This is a genomic window from Pseudomonas sp. R3-57 (assembly GCF_051132065.1).
Lineage (GTDB): Bacteria > Pseudomonadota > Gammaproteobacteria > Pseudomonadales > Pseudomonadaceae > Aquipseudomonas.
This window is the reverse complement of sequence record NZ_CP071655.1, coordinates 5434664-5459814: the sequence shown is the minus strand read 5'-3', so window position 1 is coordinate 5459814 and position 25151 is coordinate 5434664. Positions and strand designations below refer to the sequence as shown.

The 25151-nt window shown below is 62.8% G+C and carries 20 protein-coding genes; 5 read left to right on the top strand and 15 right to left on the bottom strand.

The window, feature by feature from the left end:
• Positions 1-61: 61 nt before the first annotated feature.
• The 6 genes from J3P93_RS24555 to urtA form a co-directional block, all read right to left on the bottom strand.
• On the bottom strand, positions 62-901 hold the full coding sequence (locus J3P93_RS24555) for an urease accessory protein UreD (protein WP_434592838.1): 840 nt from the start codon (positions 899-901) through the stop codon (positions 62-64).
• Positions 902-944: 43 nt separating this feature from the next.
• Positions 945-1643 carry an urea ABC transporter ATP-binding subunit UrtE gene (gene urtE, locus J3P93_RS24550; RefSeq protein ID WP_434592836.1) on the bottom strand — a complete coding sequence of 233 codons (699 nt, stop codon included), beginning with the start codon at positions 1641-1643 and terminating at the stop codon, positions 945-947.
• A gap of 116 nt (positions 1644-1759) precedes the next feature.
• Positions 1760-2629, bottom strand: a complete 870-nt coding sequence (urtD, locus tag J3P93_RS24545; protein WP_434592833.1) for an urea ABC transporter ATP-binding protein UrtD — start codon at positions 2627-2629, stop codon at positions 1760-1762.
• On the bottom strand, positions 2626-3705 hold the full coding sequence (urtC, locus tag J3P93_RS24540; RefSeq protein ID WP_434592830.1) for an urea ABC transporter permease subunit UrtC: 1080 nt from the start codon (positions 3703-3705) through the stop codon (positions 2626-2628). Before urtC ends, urtD begins: the two co-directional genes overlap by 4 nt.
• On the bottom strand, positions 3705-5207 hold the full coding sequence (gene urtB / locus J3P93_RS24535; RefSeq protein WP_434592828.1) for an urea ABC transporter permease subunit UrtB: 1503 nt from the start codon (positions 5205-5207) through the stop codon (positions 3705-3707). The genes urtC and urtB overlap by 1 nt, the downstream gene beginning before the upstream one ends.
• 143 nt (positions 5208-5350) lie before the next feature.
• Positions 5351-6616 carry an urea ABC transporter substrate-binding protein gene (gene urtA, locus J3P93_RS24530; protein WP_090280971.1) on the bottom strand — a complete coding sequence of 422 codons (1266 nt, stop codon included), beginning with the start codon at positions 6614-6616 and terminating at the stop codon, positions 5351-5353.
• 309 nt (positions 6617-6925) lie between these two features.
• Here urtA and J3P93_RS24525 point away from each other — a divergent pair, with 309 nt between their 5' ends.
• Positions 6926-11719 carry a DUF4329 domain-containing protein gene (locus J3P93_RS24525; RefSeq protein ID WP_434592825.1) on the top strand — a complete coding sequence of 1598 codons (4794 nt, stop codon included), beginning with the start codon at positions 6926-6928 and terminating at the stop codon, positions 11717-11719.
• Positions 11720-11759: 40 nt separating this feature from the next.
• On the opposite strand, the gene J3P93_RS24520 is transcribed toward J3P93_RS24525, so the two are convergent.
• The 9 genes from J3P93_RS24520 to cbiE form a co-directional block, all read right to left on the bottom strand.
• Positions 11760-13133: a PepSY-associated TM helix domain-containing protein gene (locus J3P93_RS24520; protein WP_434592823.1), complete on the bottom strand. Its 1374-nt coding sequence runs from the start codon at positions 13131-13133 to the stop codon at positions 11760-11762.
• A 152-nt stretch (positions 13134-13285) separates the two neighbouring features.
• On the bottom strand, positions 13286-15406 hold the full coding sequence (locus J3P93_RS24515; protein ID WP_434592820.1) for a TonB-dependent copper receptor: 2121 nt from the start codon (positions 15404-15406) through the stop codon (positions 13286-13288).
• Between the two features lie 84 nt (positions 15407-15490).
• Entirely contained in the window at positions 15491-15937 is a 447-nt protein-coding gene (locus tag J3P93_RS24510) for a DUF2946 domain-containing protein (protein WP_434592817.1), read from the bottom strand.
• 21 nt (positions 15938-15958) lie between these two features.
• The gene (locus J3P93_RS24505; protein ID WP_434592814.1) at positions 15959-16438 is read right to left on the bottom strand and encodes a copper chaperone PCu(A)C; all 480 of its coding nucleotides are present in this window, start codon (positions 16436-16438) and stop codon (positions 15959-15961) included.
• A gap of 47 nt (positions 16439-16485) precedes the next feature.
• The gene (locus J3P93_RS24500; protein ID WP_434592812.1) at positions 16486-16884 is read right to left on the bottom strand and encodes a DUF2946 domain-containing protein; all 399 of its coding nucleotides are present in this window, start codon (positions 16882-16884) and stop codon (positions 16486-16488) included.
• A gap of 49 nt (positions 16885-16933) precedes the next feature.
• Positions 16934-17245, bottom strand: coding sequence for a hypothetical protein (locus J3P93_RS24495; protein WP_434592809.1), 312 nt, complete (start codon positions 17243-17245; stop codon positions 16934-16936).
• A 355-nt stretch (positions 17246-17600) separates the two neighbouring features.
• Entirely contained in the window at positions 17601-18329 is a 729-nt protein-coding gene (locus J3P93_RS24490; protein ID WP_434592806.1) for a cobalt-precorrin-6A reductase, read from the bottom strand.
• On the bottom strand, positions 18326-19423 hold the full coding sequence (locus J3P93_RS24485) for a cobalt-precorrin-5B (C(1))-methyltransferase (RefSeq protein ID WP_434592803.1): 1098 nt from the start codon (positions 19421-19423) through the stop codon (positions 18326-18328). Before J3P93_RS24485 ends, J3P93_RS24490 begins: the two co-directional genes overlap by 4 nt.
• Positions 19416-20627 carry a precorrin-6y C5,15-methyltransferase (decarboxylating) subunit CbiE gene (gene cbiE / locus J3P93_RS24480; protein ID WP_434592800.1) on the bottom strand — a complete coding sequence of 404 codons (1212 nt, stop codon included), beginning with the start codon at positions 20625-20627 and terminating at the stop codon, positions 19416-19418. Before cbiE ends, J3P93_RS24485 begins: the two co-directional genes overlap by 8 nt.
• 42 nt (positions 20628-20669) lie before the next feature.
• Between cbiE and cobG the strand changes: the two genes are divergently transcribed.
• The 4 genes from cobG to cobJ are packed head-to-tail and all read left to right on the top strand — an operon-like array spanning position 20670 to position 25108.
• Positions 20670-22058, top strand: a complete 1389-nt coding sequence (cobG, locus tag J3P93_RS24475) for a precorrin-3B synthase (protein ID WP_434592797.1) — start codon at positions 20670-20672, stop codon at positions 22056-22058.
• Complete coding sequence (locus tag J3P93_RS24470) at positions 22051-22677, top strand: precorrin-8X methylmutase (protein ID WP_434592794.1); 627 nt, start codon at positions 22051-22053, stop codon at positions 22675-22677. The genes cobG and J3P93_RS24470 overlap by 8 nt, the downstream gene beginning before the upstream one ends.
• Positions 22674-23408, top strand: coding sequence for a precorrin-2 C(20)-methyltransferase (locus tag J3P93_RS24465; RefSeq protein WP_434592791.1), 735 nt, complete (start codon positions 22674-22676; stop codon positions 23406-23408). Before J3P93_RS24470 ends, J3P93_RS24465 begins: the two co-directional genes overlap by 4 nt.
• The gene (gene cobJ / locus J3P93_RS24460) at positions 23408-25108 is read left to right on the top strand and encodes a precorrin-3B C(17)-methyltransferase (protein ID WP_434592788.1); all 1701 of its coding nucleotides are present in this window, start codon (positions 23408-23410) and stop codon (positions 25106-25108) included. The genes J3P93_RS24465 and cobJ overlap by 1 nt, the downstream gene beginning before the upstream one ends.
• The last annotated feature ends 43 nt before the right edge of the window (positions 25109-25151 follow it).

Genomic DNA, 25151 nt, shown 5'->3' with positions numbered 1-25151 from the left:
AAGATTTTTTGACTGACACACCGCTATCGCGAGCAGGCTCACTCCTACAGGGGTCTGGATTTCAGGTGCTCCATATTCTTGGCGCGACAGCCTCGCGACCGAGCAACGCAGGTCTGAGCAGTCGCCATAAATCAATCAGCCAGGCACGGGCGAGTAATGCTTCAGAGGCCAGACACCGCGCCACCAGCAACCCCGGCAACTGCGTCAGATCCCCATGCACTGCGTGGCCCAGCGAGCGACAGCGCTCCATGAGTTCTGCATCAATTTCACCGCTCACCAGCAACGTCGCAAACACCGGCTGGCCATCCAGCCCGATCGGCGAATCGAGCAAGCCATCGGCGCCGACGATGCGCTGGCGTTCATGCCAGAGCAAGCGGCCGTCGCGGCGGATATCCAGATGCGCCTGAAAGTGCCCGAGGTCGAAGCGCTCGCCACTGGCCGGCCTGCCCAGCGCCACGACGTCCCAGTAGAACAGTCGCGCATCGCCCTCAAGGTCTATGGTCGTACTCAATTCAGCCTGCGCGGCGCTGTAGACGATGGTTTCCTGCGGCAGCCATTCCAGCGTCGCCCCGGCTGCCACGTGCAGATCGAGTTGTTGATAAGCCGGCCCTCCGGCGCGGTACCACTTGGCTGCGCCGGGGCTGGTGATCTGCGCCCAGGCGTTGGCTTCGACGCGGGCGCTGATGTCGAGGCGATCACCGCCGGCAATCCCGCCCGGCGGGTGGACGACGATGTGCTGGCAGACTTCCGGGCCTTCGGCGTACAGGTGCTTTTGCACGCGCAATGGGCCGAGGTGCCGGCGCAGGGTCGGCCGTGTGCAATCGCCGAAGCGCGCGTAGGCCAGCTCCAGCTCGGCGTGCCAGCTCGGGGTAAACAGGGCAGGTGAGGCAAGTGAATTCATGGTGTGTGATTATCGTTAGGAAGCTACAGATTAGACCGGCGCGTTAGATCGTGACCAGCCCGCGTACACCCTCGGCCTCCATATTTTCTCCGCGACCCTGCTGGACGATCTCGCCTCGCGACATCACCAGATACTGATCGGCCAGTTCCGCAGCGAAATCGTAGAACTGCTCGACCAGCAAAATTGCCATGTCGCCGCGTTCCGCGAGTTTCTTGATCACCGCGCCGATCTCTTTGATCACCGAAGGTTGAATGCCTTCGGTGGGCTCGTCGAGGATCAGCAGCCGTGGACGACTGGCCAGTGCGCGACCAATCGCCAGTTGCTGTTGCTGACCACCGGACAGATCACCGCCGCGGCGCTGCTTCATTTGTAGCAGCACCGGGAACAACTCGTAGATGAAACCTGGAACTTCCCTGGCTTCACTGCCAGGAAAACGCGACAGGCCCATCAGCAGATTTTCTTCAACGGTCAGGCGCCCGAAAATCTCGCGGCCTTGCGGCACATAGGCAATCCCGGCGTGCACGCGCTGGTGCGGCTTGAGCGTGGTGATCGGTTTGCCTTCCCAGTTCACCGCGCCTTCCTTGGCCGGCAGCAGGCCCATCAGGCATTTGAGCAGGGTGGTCTTGCCCACGCCGTTACGGCCGAGCAGGCAGGTGACTTCGCCGACCTTCACGTCAAACGAGAGGCCGCGCAGGATGTGGCTACCGCCGTAGTACTGATGAAGTTGCTGGATCTGTAACATCGGAACTCCGTTAGTTGAGCTGCAAGCTTTGAGCTTCAAGCCGCAAGCAAGAGCAGGGCGGTGTATGACTTGGCTTTTACTTGCCGCTTGAAGCTTGCAGCTTGCCGCTGGCCGATTCATCGCCCCAAATAAACCTCGATTACTCGCTCATCGGCCTGCACCTGCTCAAGCGAGCCTTCGGCCAAAACGCTGCCCTGATGCAACACGGTGACATGGTCGGCAATCGAGCCGACAAAGCCCATGTCATGCTCGACCACCATCAGCGAATGCTTGCCCGCCAGCGACTTGAACAGCTCGGCCGTGAACTCGGTTTCGGCATCGGTCATGCCCGCCACCGGCTCATCGAGCAGGAGCAATTGCGGGTCCTGCATCAGCAGCATGCCGATCTCCAGGAACTGCTTCTGGCCGTGGGACAACAGGCCCGCCGGACGATTGACCGAGGTGGTCAGGCGAATGGTTTCCAGCACTTCACTGATGCGATCCTTTTGCTCGCCACTGAGGTGCGCACGCAAACTGGCCCACACCGACTTGTCGGTTTTCTGCGCCAGCTCCAGATTCTCGGACACGCTCAAGGCTTCAAACACCGTCGGTTTCTGAAACTTGCGGCCGATCCCGGCCTGGGCAATTTGCACTTCGCTCATCTGCGTCAAATCCAGCGTTTCACCGAACCACGCCTTGCCGTGGCTCGGCCGGGTCTTGCCGGTGATCACGTCCATCAGCGTGGTCTTGCCCGCGCCGTTGGGGCCGATGATGCAGCGCAGCTCGCCGACGCCGATGTACAGGTTGAGATTGTTCAGCGCACGGAAGCCGTCGAAGCTGACGCTGATGTCTTCCAGGGTGAGGATCGTGCCGTGACGCGTATCGAGCCCCGGGCCGACGCGCTGGCCGAGGCCGATCGAGTCGCGGCTGGTGCCCTCGTCCTTGTTCGGTTCGACCGGAAAGAAGGCCGGCTCGAGCATGAATTCAGCGCTCGCGGTTACTCTCATTGTTCACCTCGTTTCTTCAGCAGGCCGATTACGCCTTTGGGCAGGTACAGCGTCACGACGATGAACAGCGCGCCGAGGAAGAACAGCCAGTATTCCGGGAAAGCCACGGTGAACCAGCTCTTCATGCCGTTGACCACGCCGGCACCGAGCAGCGGCCCGATCAGCGTGCCGCGCCCGCCGAGAGCGACCCACACCGCCGCTTCGATCGAGTTGGTCGGCGACATTTCGCTCGGGTTGATGATGCCCACCTGCGGCACATACAAGGCCCCGGCCAGACCGCACAACACCGCGCTCAACACCCACACGAACAGCTTGAAACCACGCGGGTCGTAGCCACAGAACATCAAACGGTTTTCCGCATCGCGCAGCGCTGTCAGCACACGGCCGAACTTGCTCTGCGCCAGACGCCAGCCGATGAACAGACTCGCCACCAGCAGCAACACGGTGGCCAGAAACAGCACCGCACGGGTGCCCGGTTCGGTGATGCCGAAACCGAGGATCGTGCGGAAATTGGTGAAACCGTTGTTACCGCCGAATCCAGTCTCGTTGCGGAAGAACAGGAGCATGCCGGCGAAGGTCAGGGCCTGGGTCATGATCGAGAAATACACGCCTTTGATCCGCGAGCGGAAGGCGAAGAAACCGAACACCAGCGCCAGCAGACCCGGCGCCAACACCACCAGACACAACGCCCAGGCGAAACTGCTGGTGCCGGTCCAGTACCACGGCAATTCGCTCCACGACAGAAATGTCATGAATGCCGGCAAGCCATCGCCAGCGGCCTGGCGCATCAGGTACATGCCCATTGCATAGCCGCCGAGGGCGAAGAACAGACCGTGGCCGAGCGACAACAGCCCGGCATAGCCCCAAACCAGATCCAGGGCCAGGGCGACGATGGCGTAACAGAGGATTTTGCCGACCAGCGTCAGGGTGTACGCCGAGATCGACAGTGCATTTTCCGCTGGCAACAACGACAGCAGTGGCAAGGCGATCAGCAAGGCGAGAACCGCCGCGCCAACCGCGATGGTGACTTTCGGCCCGGCCTTTTGTGTGGCCGTGACTAACAGAGGCTGGTTCATCAATCGATCACCCGTCCTTTCAGTGCGAAGAGGCCTTGCGGACGTTTCTGAATGAACAGAATGATCAGCGCGAGGATCAAAATCTTGCCGAGCACGGCACCGATCTGCGGTTCGAGAATCTTGTTGGCGATGCCTAGGCCAAATGCCGCGAGCACGCTACCGGCGAGTTGCCCGACGCCGCCGAGCACCACAACGAGGAACGAGTCGATGATGTAGCTCTGGCCGAGGTCGGGACCGACGTTGCCGATCTGGCTCAGCGCTACTCCACCAAGGCCGGCGATGCCCGAACCGAGGCCGAACGCGAGCATGTCGACGCGTCCGGTCGGCACGCCGCAGCAAGCGGCCATGTTGCGGTTCTGGGTGACGGCGCGCACGTTCAGGCCCAGGCGGGTCTTGTTCAGTAGCAGCCAGGTCAGCACCACGACGAACAGTGCGAACGCGATGATCACGATGCGGTTGTACGGCAGCACCAGGTTCGGCAGCACTTGAATGCCGCCCGACAGCCAGGCCGGGTTGGCCACTTCAACGTTCTGCGCACCGAACAGCAGACGCACCAGTTGGATGAGCATCAGGCTGATGCCCCAAGTCGCCAGAAGAGTTTCCAGCGGGCGGCCATAGAGGTGGCGAATCACCGTGCGCTCCAGCGCCATGCCGATCGCCGCTGTGACGAAAAAAGCCACCGGCAACGCGATCAAAGGATAGAACTCGATGGCCTGCGGTGCGTAGCGCTGGAACATCAATTGCACCACGTAGGTCGAGTAGGCACCGAGCATCAGCATCTCGCCGTGGGCCATGTTGATAACCCCGAGCAGGCCGAAGGTGATCGCCAGACCAAGCGCCGCGAGCAGCAGAATCGAGCCGAGGGACATGCCGCTGAATGCCTGACCGAGGACTTCGCCGATCAGCAGTTTGCGTTTGACCTGAGCGAGGCTGGTTTCAGCGGCGGTACGCACGCCGGCATCGCTTTCCACGCCAGGTTCGAGCAGGCCTTCCAGACGTGTGCGCGCCAGCGGATCGCCGGTTTCGCCGAGCAGGCGCACGGCGGCCAGACGCACGGCCGGGTCGGTGTCGACCAGTTGCAGATTGGCCAGCGCCAGACTCAGGGCGGCGTGGACACTTTCGTCCTTTTCACCAGCCAGTTGCTGGTCGAGGAATTTCAGCTGCGCGGGTTTCGCGCTTTTCTGCAATTGCTGCGCGGCGCTCAGACGGATTTTGGCGTCGGCGGCGAGCAATTGATGGCTGGCCATGGCGGTGTTGATCAGACCCCGCAGGCGATTGTTCAGGCGCAGGGTTTTGGTTTGGCCGTCGATGCTCAGTTCGCCTTGTTGCAGGGCACCAAGCAATTCGATACGCGCCGGATCGGGCTGCGCGGCCCAGGCTTCCAGCAGTCTGGCCTGTTGCGTCGGGTTGGCCGCGACGAAGTCTTCGGCGTCGCCGGCGTGGGCCAGTATTGGCAGCAAGAGTACGATGGCATAGATAAATCGGTAAAGGGCAGTGGGCATATGCTTGGCCTTGCATAGTGATCGTTCCCACGCTCCGCGTGGGAATGCAGCCCGGGACGCTCCGCGTCCCATGAGCGGACGCAGAGCGTCCGTCGAGGCATTCCCACGCAGAACGTGGGAACGATCAGGTTGAGCGGGATGACTCAGTTGCTCTTCACCGCATAATCGGGCTTCTTGTCGTTGCCCTGAATGAACGGGCTCCACGGTTGGGCGCGCACCGGGCCTTCGGTCTGCCATACGACGTTGAACTGGCCGTCGCTCTGGATCTCGCCGATCATCACCGGTTTGTGCAGGTGGTGGTTGGTCTTGTCCATGGTCAGGGTGTAACCGGACGGCGCGGCGAAGGTCTGGCCGGCGAGGGCTTCGCGGACCTTGTCGACGTCGGTGGATTTGGCTTTTTCGACGGCCTGCGCCCACATATGGATGCCGACATAAGTAGCTTCCATCGGATCGTTGGTCACCGCTTTGTCGGCGCCCGGCAGGTTGTGTTTCTTCGCATAGGCTTTCCAGTCTGCGACGAACTTCTGGTTCACCGGGTTCTCGACGGATTCGAAGTAATTCCACGCCGCGAGGTTGCCCACCAGCGGCTTGGTGTCGATGCCGCGCAGCTCTTCTTCACCGACCGAGAACGCTACAACCGGCACGTCGGTGGCCTTCAGACCCTGGTTGGCCAGCTCTTTATAGAACGGCACGTTGGAGTCGCCATTGACTGTCGAAATGACCGCTGTCTTGCCGCCGGCCGAGAACTTTTTGATGTTGGCAACAATGGTCTGGTAATCGCTGTGACCGAACGGCGTGTAGACCTCTTCGATGTCCTTGTCAGCCACGCCTTTGGAATGCAGGAACGCGCGCAGGATCTTGTTGGTGGTGCGCGGGTAGACGTAGTCGGTGCCGAGCAGGAAGTAGCGCTTGGCACTGCCGCCTTCTTCGCTCATCAGGTATTCCACCGCCGGGATCGCCTGCTGGTTTGGCGCTGCGCCAGTGTAGAAGACGTTCGGCGACATCTCTTCGCCTTCGTATTGCACCGGGTAGAACAGCAGGCCGTTGAGTTCTTCGAACACCGGCAGCACCGATTTGCGCGACACCGAAGTCCAGCAGCCGAACACCACGGCGACCTTGTCCTGGGTCAGCAATTGCCGGCCCTTTTCGGCGAACAGCGGCCAGTTCGACGCCGGGTCGACCACCACCGGCTCGAGCATCTTGCCGTTCACACCGCCCTTGGCGTTGATCTCGTCGATGGTCATCAGGGCCATGTCTTTGAGCGATGTTTCGGAGATCGCCATGGTCCCGGACAACGAATGCAGAATCCCGACCTTGATGGTCTCGGCGGCCTGGACAGTCCAGGTCATGCCCATCGCGGCAATGGATGCCGTGAGTGTGAAAGCCTTGATCAAACTGCGACGCTTCATTGTGCGATCTCCATGAACATTGAGTTTTTATGGTTGGCAGATGCGGACGACTGAAGGTGTGTTTTGCAAGGGCTGTGCCCGGTCGGGTTTCGGTAAGAAAATGTCGTATCGACGTGGTTTTGCCGAAGAAACCATGCACCAGAAGGGGAAGGCATTCGGGCGATGGTGCGCGCGGGTGCGCCAGATTGGGGCGTGAGCTGCCGATCAGATGCGGATACATAAGCGATAAACATGCACCGCAGCGCGCGCGGTACTCAGGCACACACTCCTGCGATCGATATCCCGATTTTTTCTTCGCAGGATTTTTATATGAGTGACATGTCAGGGCACGCCGCTGTGCCCTCTGGAAAATCCGGACTGCCGCCGCTGAGCCCAACCTTTTTGTCAGAAGACGATGCGGCCTATTGGGTACATGCGCGTATTCCGCTCAAGGCAAAAACGGAGTACGGCAGCGTGATCCTGCTGCGCCCGGACGGGAAGTTCGTTGCCAGTTCACCGGTGCCCGGCGGCCTCACCGGGTTCGACCTGAGCAACCTCATTGATGCCGATGTCATGGGTAATCCCCAGCCACCCTCGGGCTATCGCTTCGCGGCGAACATCCACAGCCATGTTGCACGCCACAAAGAGGTTGGCTCGGCGTATCCAGCGCTGGACGAGCCGAGCCTGCGGCTATTGGTCAATTTTTTCTCGGCCAGCGATTTCATGGCCGTTGCAAAGAGGCGCAAGTGGTTTCGCAGCGCCTATCTGTCCGGGCCCGACGGGACATTGCTCAAGTACACCCCCAGCGGTTCACCGGCGGAGCGCGAGTACTACCACTGGCACGAAGCAGGCGCACGACCGGGGCACGAACCCTGGACGCATGACGCGTTGAGCATCATCCAGAAACTGGCGGCGCTCGGCGAGCTGAGGGTCATCGTGTCGAATGCTGACTGGGGCCACTCGGTGGGCGTCGTACCGGCGGACTGGCAGCGCGGGCAGGGTTTTTCATCAGGCAAGGTGACCGAACTGCCGCTGATGACCCGTGTGTGCCCCACTGCCGAACGTGCCGTGCTTGCCGCACTGAAATCCCGAGGTGCACAGACTGCCGGGCTGCTGCTGAAGAAACTGACCGGTAAGCAATACGTCGCCACCCATGCCCGCTCAGCCGGTATGTCAGGGTGGGATGCGCAAAAGATTTTTCCGCTGCGTGCCGACGGCCAGCTGCAATTGCCGCGGGGCTACGCACTGGAAGGCTTCTACGGCGTCTCGCGCCCGGACCCTGCGCGATTCCCGCCGGCGCAGCCGTGGCTCTATGAGAACTTTTTCACGCCGCAGGATATCGCTGTGGCCATCGCCGCCAATGGTCGCAGCCAACGCTGGTCCGGCAAACGGCAATTGTCGCTGTACATGCAGACCCGCGACCAGGCGATGTTGCAATACGCTTTCAGCGCCAGTGCAATTGAAACGGCGCTGAGCGTCGAGCATGCCGACGGCACTGTCGCCGACAATGGCGTGCAGGCCAGGTTGATGGCCGGCACCCTGCGCCCGCGCGAGTTTGTCTCGATGCTGGTATTGGCCGGCACGCTGAACGTGGTGCGCGGCAGTGCCTTGTGGGCGCAACTGGGGCCTGTGAGCCTGAATTGGCAGCCGTTCGCGAATTTTCACTGGCCGGTGTTGAGCCGGGACTTTCTCAGCGCCGATGACGCGGCCCGGTACGCCCATGAGCAAATCGGCATCCGTCGTGACCGGCAGTACGCCGGGTATGTGTTCCAGCGCAACGACAAACGCTTCGTCGTAACCGAGCCGCTGGAAGGCGACATCGATACGCTCAGCCGGGGGCGGCACTATCCGGTGGACAACCTCGGCCGGACGATTTTCCCCGACGAGCATCAGTTGCACGCCCGCTATGTTTCTCATGTGGCGCTGTCGCGGCTGGACCCGGTGCATGTCGAGTATCACCGGTGGACGCCGCAGGAGGCGTTGCTCAGCCTGCAGATGCTGAGCGCCGAAGAACTGCGTCAGGTATTACAGGACGGGATCGCTCTGTATTGCTCGGGCGCGCGCGACAGTCTGATCCGCTTTACGCCTTCTGCGAGCGCAGCAGCCAAGGATCTGGCCATCCGCCTCGGCACTGCTCAACAACCCGGAGCACTGGCGCGCGAACTGGACGCCGGTAGCGTGCGACCGCAGGCGTTTGTCCGCGAGCAAGCGGTGGCTGGCGCGTTGATCAACCTGATCGATGATGTAACGTGGGGCTATCGTGGGCGCATCGCAGCGGACTGGAGCCTGCCGGTATTACCCGCCTCAACGTCCAGCGAACGACCTGCACCAGCACCGGTTGCGCCCGTACCGACCTTGCCTTCACCGATCGTCCCCGCGCCGACATTAGCCCGGCCGTTCTTGCCATTGCCGCTGCCATTGCCGTGGCAACGTCCGGCATTCGTCGCCTACGGCGCACTCTTTGCTTCTGCGGACGAAGCTGCACACGGTCAGTACGCTCGCGACACACGCTTGCAGGACGACAAACGCGCATGGTTCGGCTTCATTCTCAAGCACAGCACGCGCGAGGAATTTATCGCCACCGAACTGATCCCGGTCAGCGAGCGGCGCGACAATCTGTTCGATCTGAGTAGCGTTTTCGCCTCGCTGCCCCGCGAGCCCTGGTATCGATATCCCGAAGGCTTCGATCTGTTTGGCAGCTTCTATTCTCATCAACGGGTAAAAGATCCGTCCGAGCGTCCCGTAGACTGGCTGGCGCATTACTTCATCACGCCCGAAGTTTTGACCGTTGCGATGTCTTGTTCGCCGGGGAGTCCGGGGGGCGGCGCGGATTTGCCCGCCGCCTTGTATATCGCCAGCCGCGAAGGCGCGCTGCTGAAATACCGGCGCAGCCAAACCAGCAAACTGTTTCACGATCAAACCTCGCAAACCACACTCGACAATATCAAGCGCGACCTCGCTTCTACCGCGATGTTGCCGACGGATTTCGTTCATGAGGTGGCCAGCAGCGGCGAACTGTCGGTGCTGCGCACGAGCCTGTGCTGGGATCGACCAGGCCTTGTCAAAGCGACCTGGCAACCCTACGCCAATCTTGAGCGCCGCTGGCTGAGCCCGGCGTTTCAAAGCGCTGACGACGCAGCGGTGTATGCCCGGGGCCAGTTGCCGGGCGCTGCCGACAAGACCTGGGGCGGCTTGATCCTGCACCGAGCGGACGGACTGTACGTGGCCACGCTACCGGTCGAAGTGTCACGCGAAGATTTTGACAGCACCGAGATCCTGCCAGAAGAGGGCCGCGGCGCTGGCGTGTTTCCTTCCGGCTGCAGGATTTCGGCGCGTTATCGATCGCGCGTCGTGCGTGAGTTGTCGGTGGCATTTTCAGCGGTGCAGAAAGAGATCTACCTGAACATGCTGTCGGTCGACACCGTTTATTCGGCGTTCACCCGCCGCTTGAAAAACTGGGATGAATACCTGTTCGCACCGGATGGAGCGTTGATCCGTTATCAGGCCGGTGTGTGGGAGCGATTGCGAGCTGATCTGCTGGCGGCTTTGTCGGACAACCAGAGGGTGCCTGCCACTCTCGACGCCGATCTGATCAAACAACGCATACACAGCGGTGAGCTGAAACCGATTGCCTGGATCGATTCCCTTGCCAGAATCGGCTATTTGTACGTTGTGATCGGCAGCGAAGTCTGGGGCTCGCCCCGCGCGGTCCAGCAGTGGGTACCTTATGCCCAAGACCTGCAACCCTCGGCCGATTACGTCAAGGCCACGAGTGAACCACCCTGCAGCCCGGTCTTCATACAGGCCGATGCCGCCGCCCGGTATGTGCACGAGGCAATGGTCAGTCGCGACACGCTGACATTCGGGGCCGTCCTGTACGCCCGAGAGGGCGTGTACCTCGCCACGTTGCCGCTGACTGCGCAACGTTCCGAGCTGGCACTGGATCGGATTTTTGTACGAGGCCAATGGCTGCGCGGCTATGCGTGGCAAGCGCTGTATCTGCGTGCGCCGCTGCCTCCGGTCGGCGTGCGCGCCAATGATGTACGCCACTCCTTTTTTACTCCCGACGACGTCCAGCAGGCCTGCAGGCGCGCCACCACGCCCCAGGGGTACAAACCGATCTATTTTTCCTGCGCCGACGGCGCGTTGTTGAGGCTGCAACTGCATGCTTTCGAGCCCGGCGAGTTTTTTGACCGGTTCGGTCAGGTCGAATTGCGCGCCAACTCGTTTCTGTCGCGCGAGCAGGCGGCGATTGACGAGCGAGCCATGGCCCGAGGCCGGTTCGGTTTTACCGAGTATGTTCGGCGCATGGCGCGGGCCGGACGGCTGGAGGTCATCGCAACCAGTGACTGCTGGTCGCGTCATGGGCAGGTGGATGAAGACTGGCAGCCGCGTCTCACCGACATGCCCCACGAACAACGCTGGCTGGAACATCCAGTGCCAACCCTGGGACCGATCTTCCATCACCCCGACGATGCTGCACGTTACGCTCACCAGCGCGTCGACAGCGAAACGCTCGGCCAGATCGGCTACGAGGGGGCGGTCCTGGCGCGGTCGACGAGCCAACGCTATGTGCCGCTCGAACCGATTGCCGGGTTCGCCCATGGCGATAGCCTTCGTGCGCAGCTGTTCCGCACGACCTCCGACAGCCAATCGCGCCTTCCACCGCTGCGCCTTTTCGATGGTTACGCCTGTGTCGCCAGCCACCAGTTCAATCGGTCGCAGAACACCACGCCGACCATGGACATCGAGCAGATCGGGGCTCATTTTCCGACACCTGATCGCCTGCACGCGCACACTCATGACCTGAAAAACCGCGGGCTGGACATTGAGCGTTATTACTACTCCACACCCGGGCATGCGCTGCTTGAATACGTTCCTGATTATTCAGCCGATGAAAGCGCGCTGTTGTTGTCGGCGCATTCGCTGGTATTCAGGGGCGGGCGCTGGCTCAGCCGGCTGAGTCCTGCTGAGTTCGTCGCTGAACTCAGGCAACTGGGGGAGTTGCGCGTGCTGGTCACCGACGACTATTGGCGCCAGACAGGACGCCTGCGCGGCAGTTGGAAAACCCGCCGGCAGCAATCACCACTTGCCGGGACATTGCGCCTCAAAGACGAGTTGTAAAGCGCGGGCGCGGGCAGTGTGGCTGCCCGCGCGCAAGCGTTCACGGCGCCATATCTGCCGTGCGCTGGCCCAGCCGTGCCAGTAACAGCCTGTCGAGCAACCACACCACCACCAGCGATGCCCCCACCAGCGGGAATATCACCGCCAGCGTCAGCATGATTGCCACGCCGGTTTTCCATTTCGGCAGATCATGGCGCAGCGGCGGGACACCGAACTTGCCTTCGGGCCGACGTTTCCACCAGATCACCACGCCGCTGACGGCGCTGAGCAGAATCATCAGGCAGATCAGCAGTACGACGATCTGGTTGAAGGTGCCGAACATCTTGCCTTCGTGGAGCATCACGCCGATTTCCGTAGCGCGGGCCACCGTGCCGTACTGCTCGAAACGTACATCGGCGAGGACCTTGCCGGTGTACTGATCGACATGCAGAGTGGCGTCGTTGCGTGGGTCATCGGCGAAAACGGCGATGGTGAATACGCCGGTGGCGGTAGTCGGCAGGGTGATGCTGTAGCCCGGTTCGACTTTGCGTTCAGTGGCGATGTTCTGTACGGCTTGCAGGCTGACGGCCGGCGCGGCAGGCCCGGCATGGGCACCTGCATGTGCCATGTGTTCGGCGTGGTCGCCGGACATCGGCATCGGCGTGTTTTCCATCGCCCATGGCACGGTCTGGCGAGTGGCGCTGTTGAGGCTGCGCGCTTCGACGTCGGAGGTCGGCACGTTGTTCCACATTGCGGCCGGGAACACGTTCCATACCGCCGCATATTGTTTGCCCCAGAAACCGGTCCAGGTCATGCCGCTGAGCAGCATCACCAGCAACAGTGTCGCGCCCCAGAACCCGGTGACAGCGTGCAGATCACGCCACAGCACGCGACCGCGGGCGTTCAGCCGCGGCCACAAAATACCCGCCGCCTGACCCCGCGGCCACCACAGGAACAGCCCCGACACCACCAGCACCACGCCCCAGCCAGCGGCCATTTCGATCAGCCGGTCACCGACGGTGCCGATCATCAATTCGCCGTGAATTGCTCGGGCAATGGCTTGCAGGTTCTGCTTGGCATCCTGCTCGCCGAGGATATCGCCGTGGTACGGATCGACGAACACGTTGAGTTCGTGGCCGGCATTGTTGACCACGAACTGTGCGCTGCGCTCGGCGTTCAGCGGTGGCAGGTACTGAGTCACCTGGCCTTGCGGATAGGCGTTTTTCACCCGTTGCAGCAGGTCATCGGCCGGCACCGTGTGGTGACCGGCGGGGACGTTGAGCAGGCTGCTGTACATCAGCGAATCGAGTTGCGGTTTGAACAGGTAAATGATGCCGGTCAGCGCCAGCATCACCATGAACGGGGCGACGAAAAGGCCCGCGTAAAAATGCCAACGCCAGGCCAGGTTGTAGAAGTTCGGTTGGGGCTGTTTCATCAGGTTTGCTCCGCTTGGCTTGGTTCTTCTGATTGTCTGTCTACCTGTGGGAGCTAGCCTGCTCGCGAAGCGGTTGGTCAGTCGCCATCGATGCTGACTGTGCCGCCGTTTTCGCAAGCAGGCTCGCTCCCACATGGGGATGGTGTTGACTGTTAGAAACTCATATCGACTTTGGTCCAGAGCGTGCGCCCCGGTTCATTAATGGCTTGCGGGTCGTTGGCCGGGTAGCCGAATCCGGCGTTGCCGGCCAGGTTCAGGTGCTCGGCGTACGCCTTGCCGAACAGGTTGTCGACGCCGCTGCTGACCTTCCAGTTCTGGTTGATCCGGTAAGCCGCGTTGAGCGAAAACACGCCGAAACCTGCGCTCTGCTCGTAGTCCTTGCCGACCACGTTGCCCTTGTTCTGATCGATACGGTGCTGCGCGGCGACCACACGCCACAGGGCGCCGGCGCTCCAGTCGTCCTCGCTGAAGGTCAGGCCGAAACGCGCATCCAGCGGCGGCATTTGCGGCAGGGCCTTGCCGTCACTGCTGTTCTTGCCCCAGGCGTAGGCGAGGGTCGCATCGGCTTTCCAGTGGTCGGTGAGCTTGTAGGCCGCACCCAATTCGCCGCCCATGATCCGCGCATCGATGTTCTCGGCGCGCGAGGTGCTCATGCCCATCATCGCCGGGGTGTAATCGAAGAGGATGTAATCGCGCACCACGCCGACGTAACCGGACGCCCAGGCTTCGAGGTCGGCGCTTTTATAGTTCAAGCCGAAGTCGAACTGGGTGGTCTTTTCCGGTTTGATCGCATCGAATGCATTGACCGAACCCATCGGGCCGCGGCTTGCGGAAAACAGTTCCCAGTAATCGGGGAAACGCTGGGCATGGCCCAACCCGGCGTTAAGCGTGGTCGGGCTGTTGGCGAGGTCATGCTCGTAGCGCACGAAACCGCTGGGCAGGGTGTCGGCGCGCGTATCGTCAGCGGTCGGGTTGGGCCGTGACATCATTGCGGAACCGGTGGTTTGTCGGTAATCCTTGGCCGAGGCGCGGTCGAGCCGGGCGCCGCTGACCAGCCGATCACGCTCGGCGGCGTACCAGGTCATTTCGCTGAACACGCCATAGTTATGGAAGTCGGCGTCCTTGCTGTACGGCAACCCCTTGTAAGTATCGATACCCATCGCGCTGCGCTGGCGTTGTTCGTTGGTCTGCGCATCGAGGCCGGTGATCAGTTGAATATCGGCCCAGCGCCAGGTCGCCTTGATCCGCGCGCCGTGGGTGCGGCGGTCGACATTCGACGCCATCGGCCCGGCCATCATGCCGGTCCCGGACGGTGTGCGCAGGGTGTAGTTGTCCATCACATGGTCGGCGTAGTTGTAGTAGATCTGCGCTTCGAACTTCTCCAACACGTCAGTAATGTTTGATTTCTCGAAGCGCAGGCCGAGGCTTTCGCGCAGAAATTGCGCGCCGTCCATGCCGCGTCCGGCGTAGCGCGCTTCGCCATCGCCCTTGCCGGCGGTGAGCTCGACCAGCGTGTCGGCGTCCGGAGTCCAGCCGAGCGCAATATCGCCGTTCCACTTGTCATAGCGCGAGGCGACGATGTCGTTGTTGCCGTCGCGGTAGTCGTCAGAGTGCGCGGTATTGCCGATCACCCGCACATAGCCCTGCGGGCCGCCGGCAGCGGCGTCGATCACTTTGTCAAAGCGCCCGTGGGAACCGGCCAGAATGCTCGCATTAACACGCGTGCCCAGTTCGCCGAAGCTTTCCGGTCCACGCTCGAACAGCACGGTGCCGGCTGAGGCGCCTGGGCCCCAAAGTACGCTTTGCGGGCCTTTGATCACCGTGAGCTGATCGTAGGTTTCCGGGGAAATGTACGAAGTCGGCGCATCCATCCGCCCAGGGCAGGCGCCGAGCATCATGCTGCCGTTGGTGAGGATGTTCAGGCGCGAGCCGAACATGCCGCGCAGCACCGGATCGCCGTTGGTGCCGCCATTGCGCACCAGGGCAAAACCGGGAATGGTCTTCAGATAATCGCCACCGTCGCTGGCCGGCACCGGTTGGCGCGGGTCTTTGGGGTTGGTGACGATGGTCAGCGGCGAGCTCGGCGCAATCGCGGTAATCACCGTCGGGCTCAGTTCTTGATCGTGGCCGGCGTGCTCGTCGGCCAGCACCAGCGGGGACAGCAGGACGCCGCAAAGCACGGCGATAGCGTGCCTGAAACGAATCGATGATTCGTTTACAGCGAAAGACGCCGGGGCAGGGCCCGAGCGGGAAACAGCAACAAACCTGGACATGACAATTTCCATCGAACAGTCGTAAACGACACGGTCGGCAGCCTGAAGCTGTCTTCTCAACCGTGTGCAATCAGCGGTGCGTGTTTACGTGGCGATGGGCGGGGCGCGGGTGCGGGCGCCGGGAAAGAAGGATTGCCGGGCGTGACCCAGGCGTGGCGAGGGCGGGGTAAAGGTATTCTGCGGCGGGACGTTGAACGCGACAAAGTCGCCTGCACGGGTCAGCGCCGGGCAATTGAACAGCAGGCTGCAGTAGCCGCATTTTTCCCACAGCACATGGTGCGAGGATTGCGGCGGGCAGTGTCCGGCGGACGGCTTGGCGTCATGGCGGCTGTGGTCCATGCCGGGCATGGCCATCGACATGTCCATGCTCATCGGCATCGAAGTCGAGGCGTGTTGCTCCATCGGCATCGACTGAGAGATCAGTGGGCCGATGAAGATCATCAACATGGCAAACAGGGCGATCCAGCTGCCGCGGTTCAGATGTTCTGTCTGACGGCGTTGCCGGAAAGGCCTGCTGCTCGGCGAGCGCATGGGCGAGGTCTGCCGGATGGCTTACTGGGCGTGCGCGTGAGTCTGCGTGGTTTCCGGCGGTTTTTTCTGCACGGAGACTTCGACGGTGACGTCGCCAGCCTTTTCGAAATGCAGGGTCATCGGGAAGCGTTTGCCATCGCTGAGCAGGCCGCGATCGCTCGGGTTGAGCAGCATGACGTGGTAGGCCATCGGCGCGAAGGTCACGTTGCCACCCGCCGGAATCGCCACGCTCGGCACCTGCTGCATCTTCATCAGATCGCCCTGCATGATGTGTTCGTGCAGTTGCGCTTGCGGGGCGATGGGCGAGTCGACGCTGAGCAGGCGGTCGTCGGTCTTGCCGGCGTTGTGAATGATGAAATACGCGGCAACGGTCGGGGCATTCGGCGGCAGTTCCTGCGACCACGGATGCGCGATTTCCAGCGCGCCCGCCTTGTATTCGTGGGCATGGGCAAAGCACGCCGGCAACAGCAGCGCAGCGACGACGATGAGTTTGTTCAACATGGCAGTTCTCCAGAACGATTTGAAACGCGGGTTATTGCGCGAACAAATCAGACCAGAGGCGAGGCACGGGGATTGAGACTCGGCCATTGCTGGCGCGGTGTGGGAGCCTGAAGTGAGGCAGGCGCGACGCTGCGATTGCTCTCAAAGCGCGCGAAATACAACTGCGGCGAATGCCCCGGCAGCGCCACCAGCGGCGCCGAGCCCGAGCAACACCAGCAATGCTGCATGTTCGAATGGCTGTCGTTTTGCGGGGCCTTTTGATCGCTGGCGCCGATGTCGATCGCCACCATCTTCATCCCGCTGCCGGTGCAGAAACTGCTCCAGAGCAATTGCTTGGCCGGCGAACTGGCCGCTTGCGCCATCGCCCCGCTCATCGGCATGGCGAGCATGTTGAACAGCACTGCAAAGCAGGCGATCCAGGCAAATGCTAGCCGGTGTCGGTTCATGGGACAGATCCGTTGGAGTGGGCGATCAGGCGCGGGCTATTTAGCCTGATCAGGGCCGATAAGTAAAAAAGCCTCGTGCGGTTTGGTGTCGCAGTGCTACCTGCAAGAGGTGCAGGAGTCTGCGTCCGACCTCGATGTCACCGCTATGAATGAGTGTAGCGGCTTCGATTCGGAGTGCCTGGGCAAAATCCGGGTCGCTTTCGATTCGTGCGCGGATGGTGTGCTTGACGTCTCGGAGCGCGACTCGGTTGAGGCGCCCATCGCCTGAGTCTTCGATTTCACAGCCCTTGATGTACTCGCTCAGGTCGGCTGGTGTCTTGAGGTAATCCTTGACGTCAAAACGGAGGAATTCTTCTGACATGGGAGATGTGCGTCCTTGGATTTAAAGGACAGTGAGCGTAAATCCGGGCTCTGGTTGCTAACAGTCGGTGCTTCGTTAAGTTGTTGTGGGCAGCGTCCGGCGCGGCTGTAGGATTCAGGTCATATGCCACAAGACCAGACGTCTTCGCTGGCAAATCGGATCGTTGCTCCCATTTATCACCCAGGTCAGATATTCAGTCGAGCCTGGGACATTGTAGGAGTGAGCCTGCTCGCGATAGCGGTGTGTCAGGCAATCAGGTGCTGGTTGTGCTGACGTCATCGCGAGCAGGCTCACTCCTACAATGGTCTGTGTCGCTCACATAATCTGTGTAGACCAAAGCGACGGTACGACTTATTTAAATACGGTTGCAGGTTGCGAGAGCGGTGAGGATTGCTTTGAGCGAACCAAACTCCCGATCAACCCCCGGCAACCCCGGCCTCTGCAACACCAACACCGGCACCCCACGCTCGCGCGCGACTTCCAGCTTCGGCTCGGTGGCGGTGCTGCCGCTGTTCTTGCTGATCAACACATCGATCTGCTGCCGTTCGAACAGTGCGCGCTCATCCTCCAACAGAAACGGCCCACGGGCGCCGATGACTTCGCAGCGTTCGTTGCCGGGGTAAACGTCGAGGGCGCGCAGGGTCCAGAACTGGCTCTCGGGAATTTCATGCAGATGCTGCAGCGGTTCACGGCCAAGGGTGAACAGCGGTCGGCGAAACGGTTTGAGCGCAGCGATCAACTCGGCCCAGTCGCTGACTTCGCGCCAGTCATCACCGGGCTGCGGCTGCCACGCCGGACGGCGTAATGCCCAGCAGGGGATGTCGGTCAGTCGCGCGGCGGTCGCCGCGTTCTGGCTGATCCGTGCGGCATAGGGATGCGTGGCGTCGAGCAGCAGATCGATGCCTTGGTCATGAATGAATTGCGCCAGACCTTCAGCGCCACCGTAACCACCGACGCGCACCTGACAGGTCAGATCTGTCGGCACCCGGCCAACACCGGCGAGGCTGTAGATATGTTGCGGCCCCAGCGTGCGGGCAATCGCCAGCGCTTCCGTCACGCCGCCCAACAGCAAAATTCGCTTCATGCGATACCTCCGGCATGCCCGACAATGCCGCCTTGACGATCGATCGCAAACACCTCGACCTGCACCTGCGCCGGGACCACGCTGCGCGCAAAATTCAACGCATGGCGGCAGACTTCATCACCGAGGGCGATGCCCGCCGCACTGGCCATGGCCAATGCCTGCTGGCTGGTATTGGCCTCACGAATGCCTTGCTGCAAAGCCTCTTCGGCGCCGATCGCTGCCGCCCAGTCAGCCAGTTGCGGCAAGTCGATGCTCGAGTGCCGTGAATGCAAGTCCATGTGCCCGGCCGCCAGTTTGCTGATCTTGCCGAAACCGCCGCACAGGCTGAGTTTGTCCACTGGCACTTTGCGCAAATGCTTGAGCACCGCACCGACGAAGTCGCCCATTTCGATCAGGGCAATTTCCGGCAGGTCGTAGACCCGGCGCATGGTGTCTTCGCTGGCGTTGCCGGTGCAGGCGGCGATGTGCAGGTAACCGTTGGTTTTCGCCACGTCGATGCCCTGATGGATTGAGGCGATGTAGGCCGCGCAGGAAAACGGTCGGACGATGCCACTGGTGCCGAGGATCGACAGTCCGCCGAGAATGCCCAGGCGCGGATTCATGGTTTTCAGTGCCAGTTCTGCGCCACCTTCGACATTCACCGTGACTTCGAACCCGCCGCCGTAGCCGGCCTCCGCGGCGAGCAGGCTCAGGTGATCGCTGATCATTTTACGCGGTACCGGGTTGATCGCCGGTTCGCCCACCGCCAGCACCAGGCCCGGACGGGTCACCGTGCCGACGCCGGCACCGGCGATGAAGCGCACGCCCGGCTCGGCCAGCAGCCGCACCTGCGAATAGAGCAGCGCGCCGTGGGTCACGTCGGGATCGTCGCCGGCGTCCTTGATCGTGCCGGCTTCGGCGCCGTGCGCATTCAAACGGCAAAACTCCAGACGCATTTGCACCTGTTTGCCTTTGGGCAAGACGATTTGCACCGCATCGGCCAACGTGCCGCTGAGCAGCAGGCGCGCGGCGGCAAGGCTGGTGGCGGTGGCGCAGCTGCCGGTGGTCAGGCCGCTGCGCAGGGGCGCGGGTTGTTCGGCGGTTTCGTCACGCATCGAGGGGTTTGACCAGGTCGAGCAGGGTGATCGGCAAGGCCTGGCGCCAGGTGTCGAACTCGCCGAGCGGCTGGGCCTGGGCGACATGAATGCGCGTCAGCTCGCCGCCATAGCGCTCGCGCCAGGTCATCAGCGTCAGTTCGCTTTGCAGCGTCACCGCGTTGGCGACCAGACGGCCACCGGGTTTGAGCTGTTGCCAGCAGGTTTCGAACACGCCCTCGCGGGTCACGCCGCCGCCGATGAAAACCGCGTCCGGGCGCTCCAGCCCGGACAGCGCCTGCGGTGCCTTGCCACGGATCAATTGCAGGCCGGGCACACCCAGCGCATCGCGGTTGCGTTCGATCAGTTGCTGGCGGCCGGCGTCGGCTTCGATGGCCAGTGCGCGGCAGCTCGGGTGCGCGCGCATCCATTCGATGCCAATCGAACCGCTGCCGGCGCCGACGTCCCAAAGCAATTCACCGGGGGTCGGCGCGAGGCGGGCGAGGGTGATTGCGCGCACATCGCGTTTGGTCAGTTGGCCGTCATGTTCGAATGCCGAATCGGGCAAACCGGCCAGACGCGACAAGCCCCGCGTACCGGCATCCGCCAGGCATTCGAGGGCGATGACATTCAGATCGGCAATCGGCGCATCACGCCAGGCGCTGGCCATCGCGTCGACGCGCCGCTCGGCATCGCCGCCCAGATGCTCGAACACGCTCATGCGACTGGCGCCGAAACCCCGTCCACGCAACAGCTGCGCGACCGCCGCCGGGCTCTGGCCGTCGTTGCTCAGCAACAACAGACGCACGCCACTGGCCAGATGCGCATTCAGTGCCGCCAACGGTCGGGCCACCAGCGACAACGTCACCACGTCCTGCAACGGCCAGCCGAGGCGCGCGGCCGCCAGCGAACAGGACGACGGCGCCGGCAGAATCAACATCTCGTCGCTCGCCACCTGCCGCGCCAGACTGGCGCCGACGCCGTAGAACATCGGGTCACCGCTGGCCAGCACGCACACTGCCTCACCACGACGTTCCAGCACGGGCGCGAGGGAAAACGGGCTCGGCCACAATTGCCGCTCGCCGCCAAGGCACACCGGTAGCAGATCCAGCTGCCGTTGGCCGCCGACGATCCGCGAGGCGCCCATCAGGGCACGCCGGGCATTTTTGCCCAGGCCCTTGAAGCCGTCTTCACCGATTCCCACAACCGTCAGCCAGGGTGACATCTTTCTTCCTCTAAACACGCCGTTCCGACGGGCAGACTTTTCATGCCGGCGGACAAAGCAGGCATAATACCGCGCCTTCGCTTGCGAAGCGCCTTTGCCACGCAACCGGTCAGCCCCTTGAACGAACGCCCGACATCCACCGCTGTACGCCCCTCGGCCTGTCCGGGGTTGCTGCGTATTGTCCAGGCGCTGGATGGCGGCATCTGCCGGATCAAACTCAACGGCGGTTCGATCAGCGCCGACCAGGCCGACGCCGTGGCAGGCGCCGCCGAACGCTTTGCCAGCGGCGCGATCGAGGCAACCAACCGCGCCAATCTGCAGGTCCGCAGAATCGGCGCGCAGTCGGCGGCATTGATTGACAGCCTGCTCGCCGCCGGTCTCGGTCCGCGTAACGCTGCCGGCGACGACGTGCGCAATCTGATGCTCAGTCCCGCCGCCGGGATCGATCGGCAGATGTGTTTCGACACCCGCGCCCTCGCGGGGCAAATCCTCGACACCCTGCAAAGCCATTCGCGGCTCCATGAGTTGAGCGCCAAATTTGCCGTGCAACTGGACGGCGGCGAAGCGCTGGCGATGCTCGAGCATGCCCATGACCTGTGGTTGTCGGCATTCGAGCACGGCGGCGAAACCCGGCTGGCCTTCGGCCTGGCCGGCTGCCCGACGGATCGTGCGCTGGGTGCGGTGGCGGTGGAAAACGGCCACGCGTTGGTGGTGGCGGTGCTGGAACTGTTCCTCGACCTGGCACGTCCCGAGCAGACACGCATGCGCCATGTGCTCGAAGAACTCCCCGTGCTGGCGTTTCTTGAGCAGTTGAGACGCCGCGTGCCGGTCAAAGCCATCAGTGGCTGGAAGCGCCAACCGGCGCAGGACTATCAGCATATCGGCGTGCATGCGCAACGCATTGCCGGTCGGGTCTATGTGGGCGCGGTGCCGCCACTCGGGCGACTCGATCCGGCGATGCTGCGAGGTGCCGCGCAACTGGCGCGCCAGTTTGGCGACGGCAGCCTGCGCTTGACGCCGTGGCAGAGTCTGCTGCTGCCTAATGTCGCGGCGGCGGATGCCGGCGAGGTGCTGCCTCGATTGCAGGCATTGGGCCTGTTGACCGAGGCCACTGAACCACTGGCGCGGCTGATCGCCTGCACCGGTGCCAGCGGTTGCGGCAAAGGCCAGGCCGACACCAAGGGCGACGCCCGACAACTGGCGACGCTGTTGCCCGCAGCGGTCGATGTCCATCTGAGCGGCTGCGCACGTTCCTGCGCCGCCGCGCACTGTGCCCCAGCGACGCTGCTGGCCGTCAGTCCCGGTCATTACGATGTCTATTTTCGCGATGCAGCGCTGCCGGGTTTCGGCGCGCTGCACGCCTGCAACCTTACTATTGAAGCGGCCGCGACCCTGCTCGCCGCCCGCGCCCGGAGCCCCCTTGATGCTTGATTACATCCGCGACGGTCAGGAGATTTATCGCAACTCCTTCGCGATCATTCGCCGCGAGGCCAATCTGGCGCGCATCCCGGCCGACCTGGAAAAACTCGCGGTGCGGGTAATCCACGCCTGCGGCATGGTCGAAGCCGTCGACGGTCTGCAGTTTTCCGAGGGTGCCGGCAAGGCCGGGCGCGATGCGCTGGCCGCCGGTGCGCCGATCCTCTGTGATGCGCGGATGGTCTCCGAGGGCGTGACCCGTGCGCGCCTGCCCGCCAACAACAAGGTGATCTGCACCTTGCGTGACGACAGCGTACCGGAGCTTGCTCGCGAGCTGGGTAACACCCGTTCCGCCGCGGCGCTGGAGCTGTGGCGTCCGCACCTGGAGGGCAGTGTGGTGGTGATCGGCAACGCGCCGACCGCGCTGTTCTATTTGCTGGAAATGCTCGACGCCGGTGCACCGAAACCGGCGCTGATTCTCGGCTTCCCGGTGGGCTTTGTCGGCGCTGCCGAATCGAAAGCCGCACTCGCCGCCGACAGCCGTGGCGTGCCGTTCGTGATCATGCAGGGCCGCCTCGGCGGCAGCGCCATGGCTGCCGCAGCGGTCAACGCGCTCGCCACGGAGGTGGAATGATGCAGGCCAAGGGACGTTTGATCGGCTTGGGTGTCGGCCCCGGTGATCCGGAACTGATTACCGTCAAAGCCCTGCGCCTGCTGCGCGAATCGCCGGTGGTGGCGTACTTCGTCGCCAAGGGCAAAAAGGGCAACGCGTTCGGCATCATCGAAGCGCATCTGGTCGAAGCGCAGAACCTGCTGCCGCTGGTGTACCCGGTGACCACCGAAGCGCTGCCGGCGCCGCTGTCCTACGAGCAGGTGATCAGCGATTTCTACGACGAAGCGGCCGTGGCGGTCGCCGAGCATCTGGATGCCGGGCGCGATGTGGCAGTGATCTGCGAGGGTGATCCGTTCTTCTACGGCTCCTACATGTATCTGCATGATCGCCTCGCCAGCCGTTACGAGGCCGAAGTAGTGCCGGGCGTGTGCTCGATGCTCGGCGGTGCTTCGGTGCTCGGCGCGCCGCTGGTGTATCGCAATCAGAGCCTGTCGGTGCTCTCCGGCGTGTTGCCTCACGAAGAATTGAAGCGACGTCTGGCCGATGCCGACGCGGCGGTGGTCATGAAGCTGGGGCGCAACTTTCCCAAGGTGCGTCAGGTGCTCGAAGAACTGGGTCTGGCCGAGCGCGCGCTGTATGTCGAGCGGGCGACCATGGCGAACCAGAAGATCGTGCCGATGGATCAGGTCGAGCCGATGTCCTCGCCGTACTTCTCGCTGATCATCGTGCCCGGCGAACGGTGGCAAGGCTGATGACGCAGATCACTCCCGCTATTGTCATTCTCGGTCAGGGCAGCCTGGCCACCGCGCGGCGCATTCAGCAGGTGTACCCGGCGGCGCAGATTCACGGCCTCGCCGGGCGCGTCGAAGATGCTGATTCTGTTTATCAGGAATTCGGTGCGACCCTGCGCACGTTGTATCAGCAGGCCACGCCGATCATTGCCCTGTGTGCGGCGGGGATTGTCATTCGTACGCTGGCGCCGCTGTTGCTGGAAAAGGGCGCCGAGCCGCCCGTACTCGCAGTCGCCGAGGATGGCAGCGCGGTAGTGCCGTTGCTGGGCGGCCTGGGCGGGGTCAACGTCATGGCGCGGGACATCGCTGCCGGGTTGCAGGTGGCGGCAGCGATCACCACCAGCGGCGAGTTGCGTTTTGGTACCTGCCTGCTCAATCCACCGCGCGGTTATGCACTGGGCGATCTGGAATCGGGCAAGCGCTTTGTCTCCGACCTGCTCGCCGGCCACAGCGTGCGCGTCGAAGGCGCGGCGCCGTGGCTGGATCAGGCGCAGTTGCCGCAGAACCCACAGGCGCAACGCACGATTCATGTCGGCAGTGCCGAGCGTCCAGCGAGCGCCGATGAATTACTGATTTACCCGCGCAGCGTCGCAGTGGCGGTGCGTGCAGAGACAGCCGACCTGGCGCATGCCGTGTGCAGCGCATTGCAACAGGCGAGCGTCGCCGTGCAATCGCTGGCGTGCCTGTTGGCGGCTGACAGTGAGATGGCATCGGCAACCTTGCGCGAAGCGGCGCTGGAGTTGGGCGTGCCGTTGCGCTTTGTCGCGACTGCAACTGATGTGCAGGCAATCGCGCTGGCTGCCGTACCGCAAGCGCAGCTTCATCTTGTGCAGAATCTGGCCATTGCAGTGGCCACCGAGCCGCTGGACATCGAGCACGTCGGCCGCCCTCGCGGGCGTCTCGCGGTGATCGGCCTCGGTCCCGGTGCTGCCGAATTGATGGTGCCGGCGGCGAAGGCCGAACTGGCCCGCGCCACCGATGTGCTCGGCTACGAAACCTACGTGCGCATGGCGGGCCCCTTCCGCGACGATCAGGTGCAGCATTGCACCGACAACCGCGAAGAGATGCAGCGCGCCCGTCACGCCTTCCGCCTCGCCGCTGAAGGGCGTTCGGTGATCGTCGTGTCCTCGGGTGATCCCGGTGTGTTCGCCATGGCCGCGGCGGTGCTCGAAGCGTTGCACGAATCGAGCGACCCGGCGTGGCACAGCGTCGATCTGCAAATCCTGCCCGGCGTTTCCGCTTCGCTGGCCACCGCCGCGCAGGCCGGCGCGCCACTGGGGCATGACTTCTGTGTGATGTCGCTGTCGGACAACCTCAAGCCGTGGTCGATCATCGAAAAACGTCTGGAGCTCGCTGCGCAAGCGGATCTGGCGCTGGCGTTCTACAACCCGATCTCCCGTGCGCGTCCGTGGCAATTGGGCAGAGCGCTCGAAATCGTTGCGCAGCACCGCGCCCCGCAAACGCCAGTCGTGCTGGGCCGTGACATCGGGCGTCCGGGCCAGACCTTACGCACCACTACCCTCGGCGCGCTGACGGCGGATCAGGTCGACATGCGCACGATGGTGCTGATCGGCTCCTCAACCACCTGCACATTTCCCCGCGCCAGCGGTGGTGAATGGGTTTACACCCCGCGTTGGTACGGCGAAAAGCCGCTTTCCTGATTTGCACGCCGAGGCAAGTTGTAAACAACTTGTCTGGGCGTGA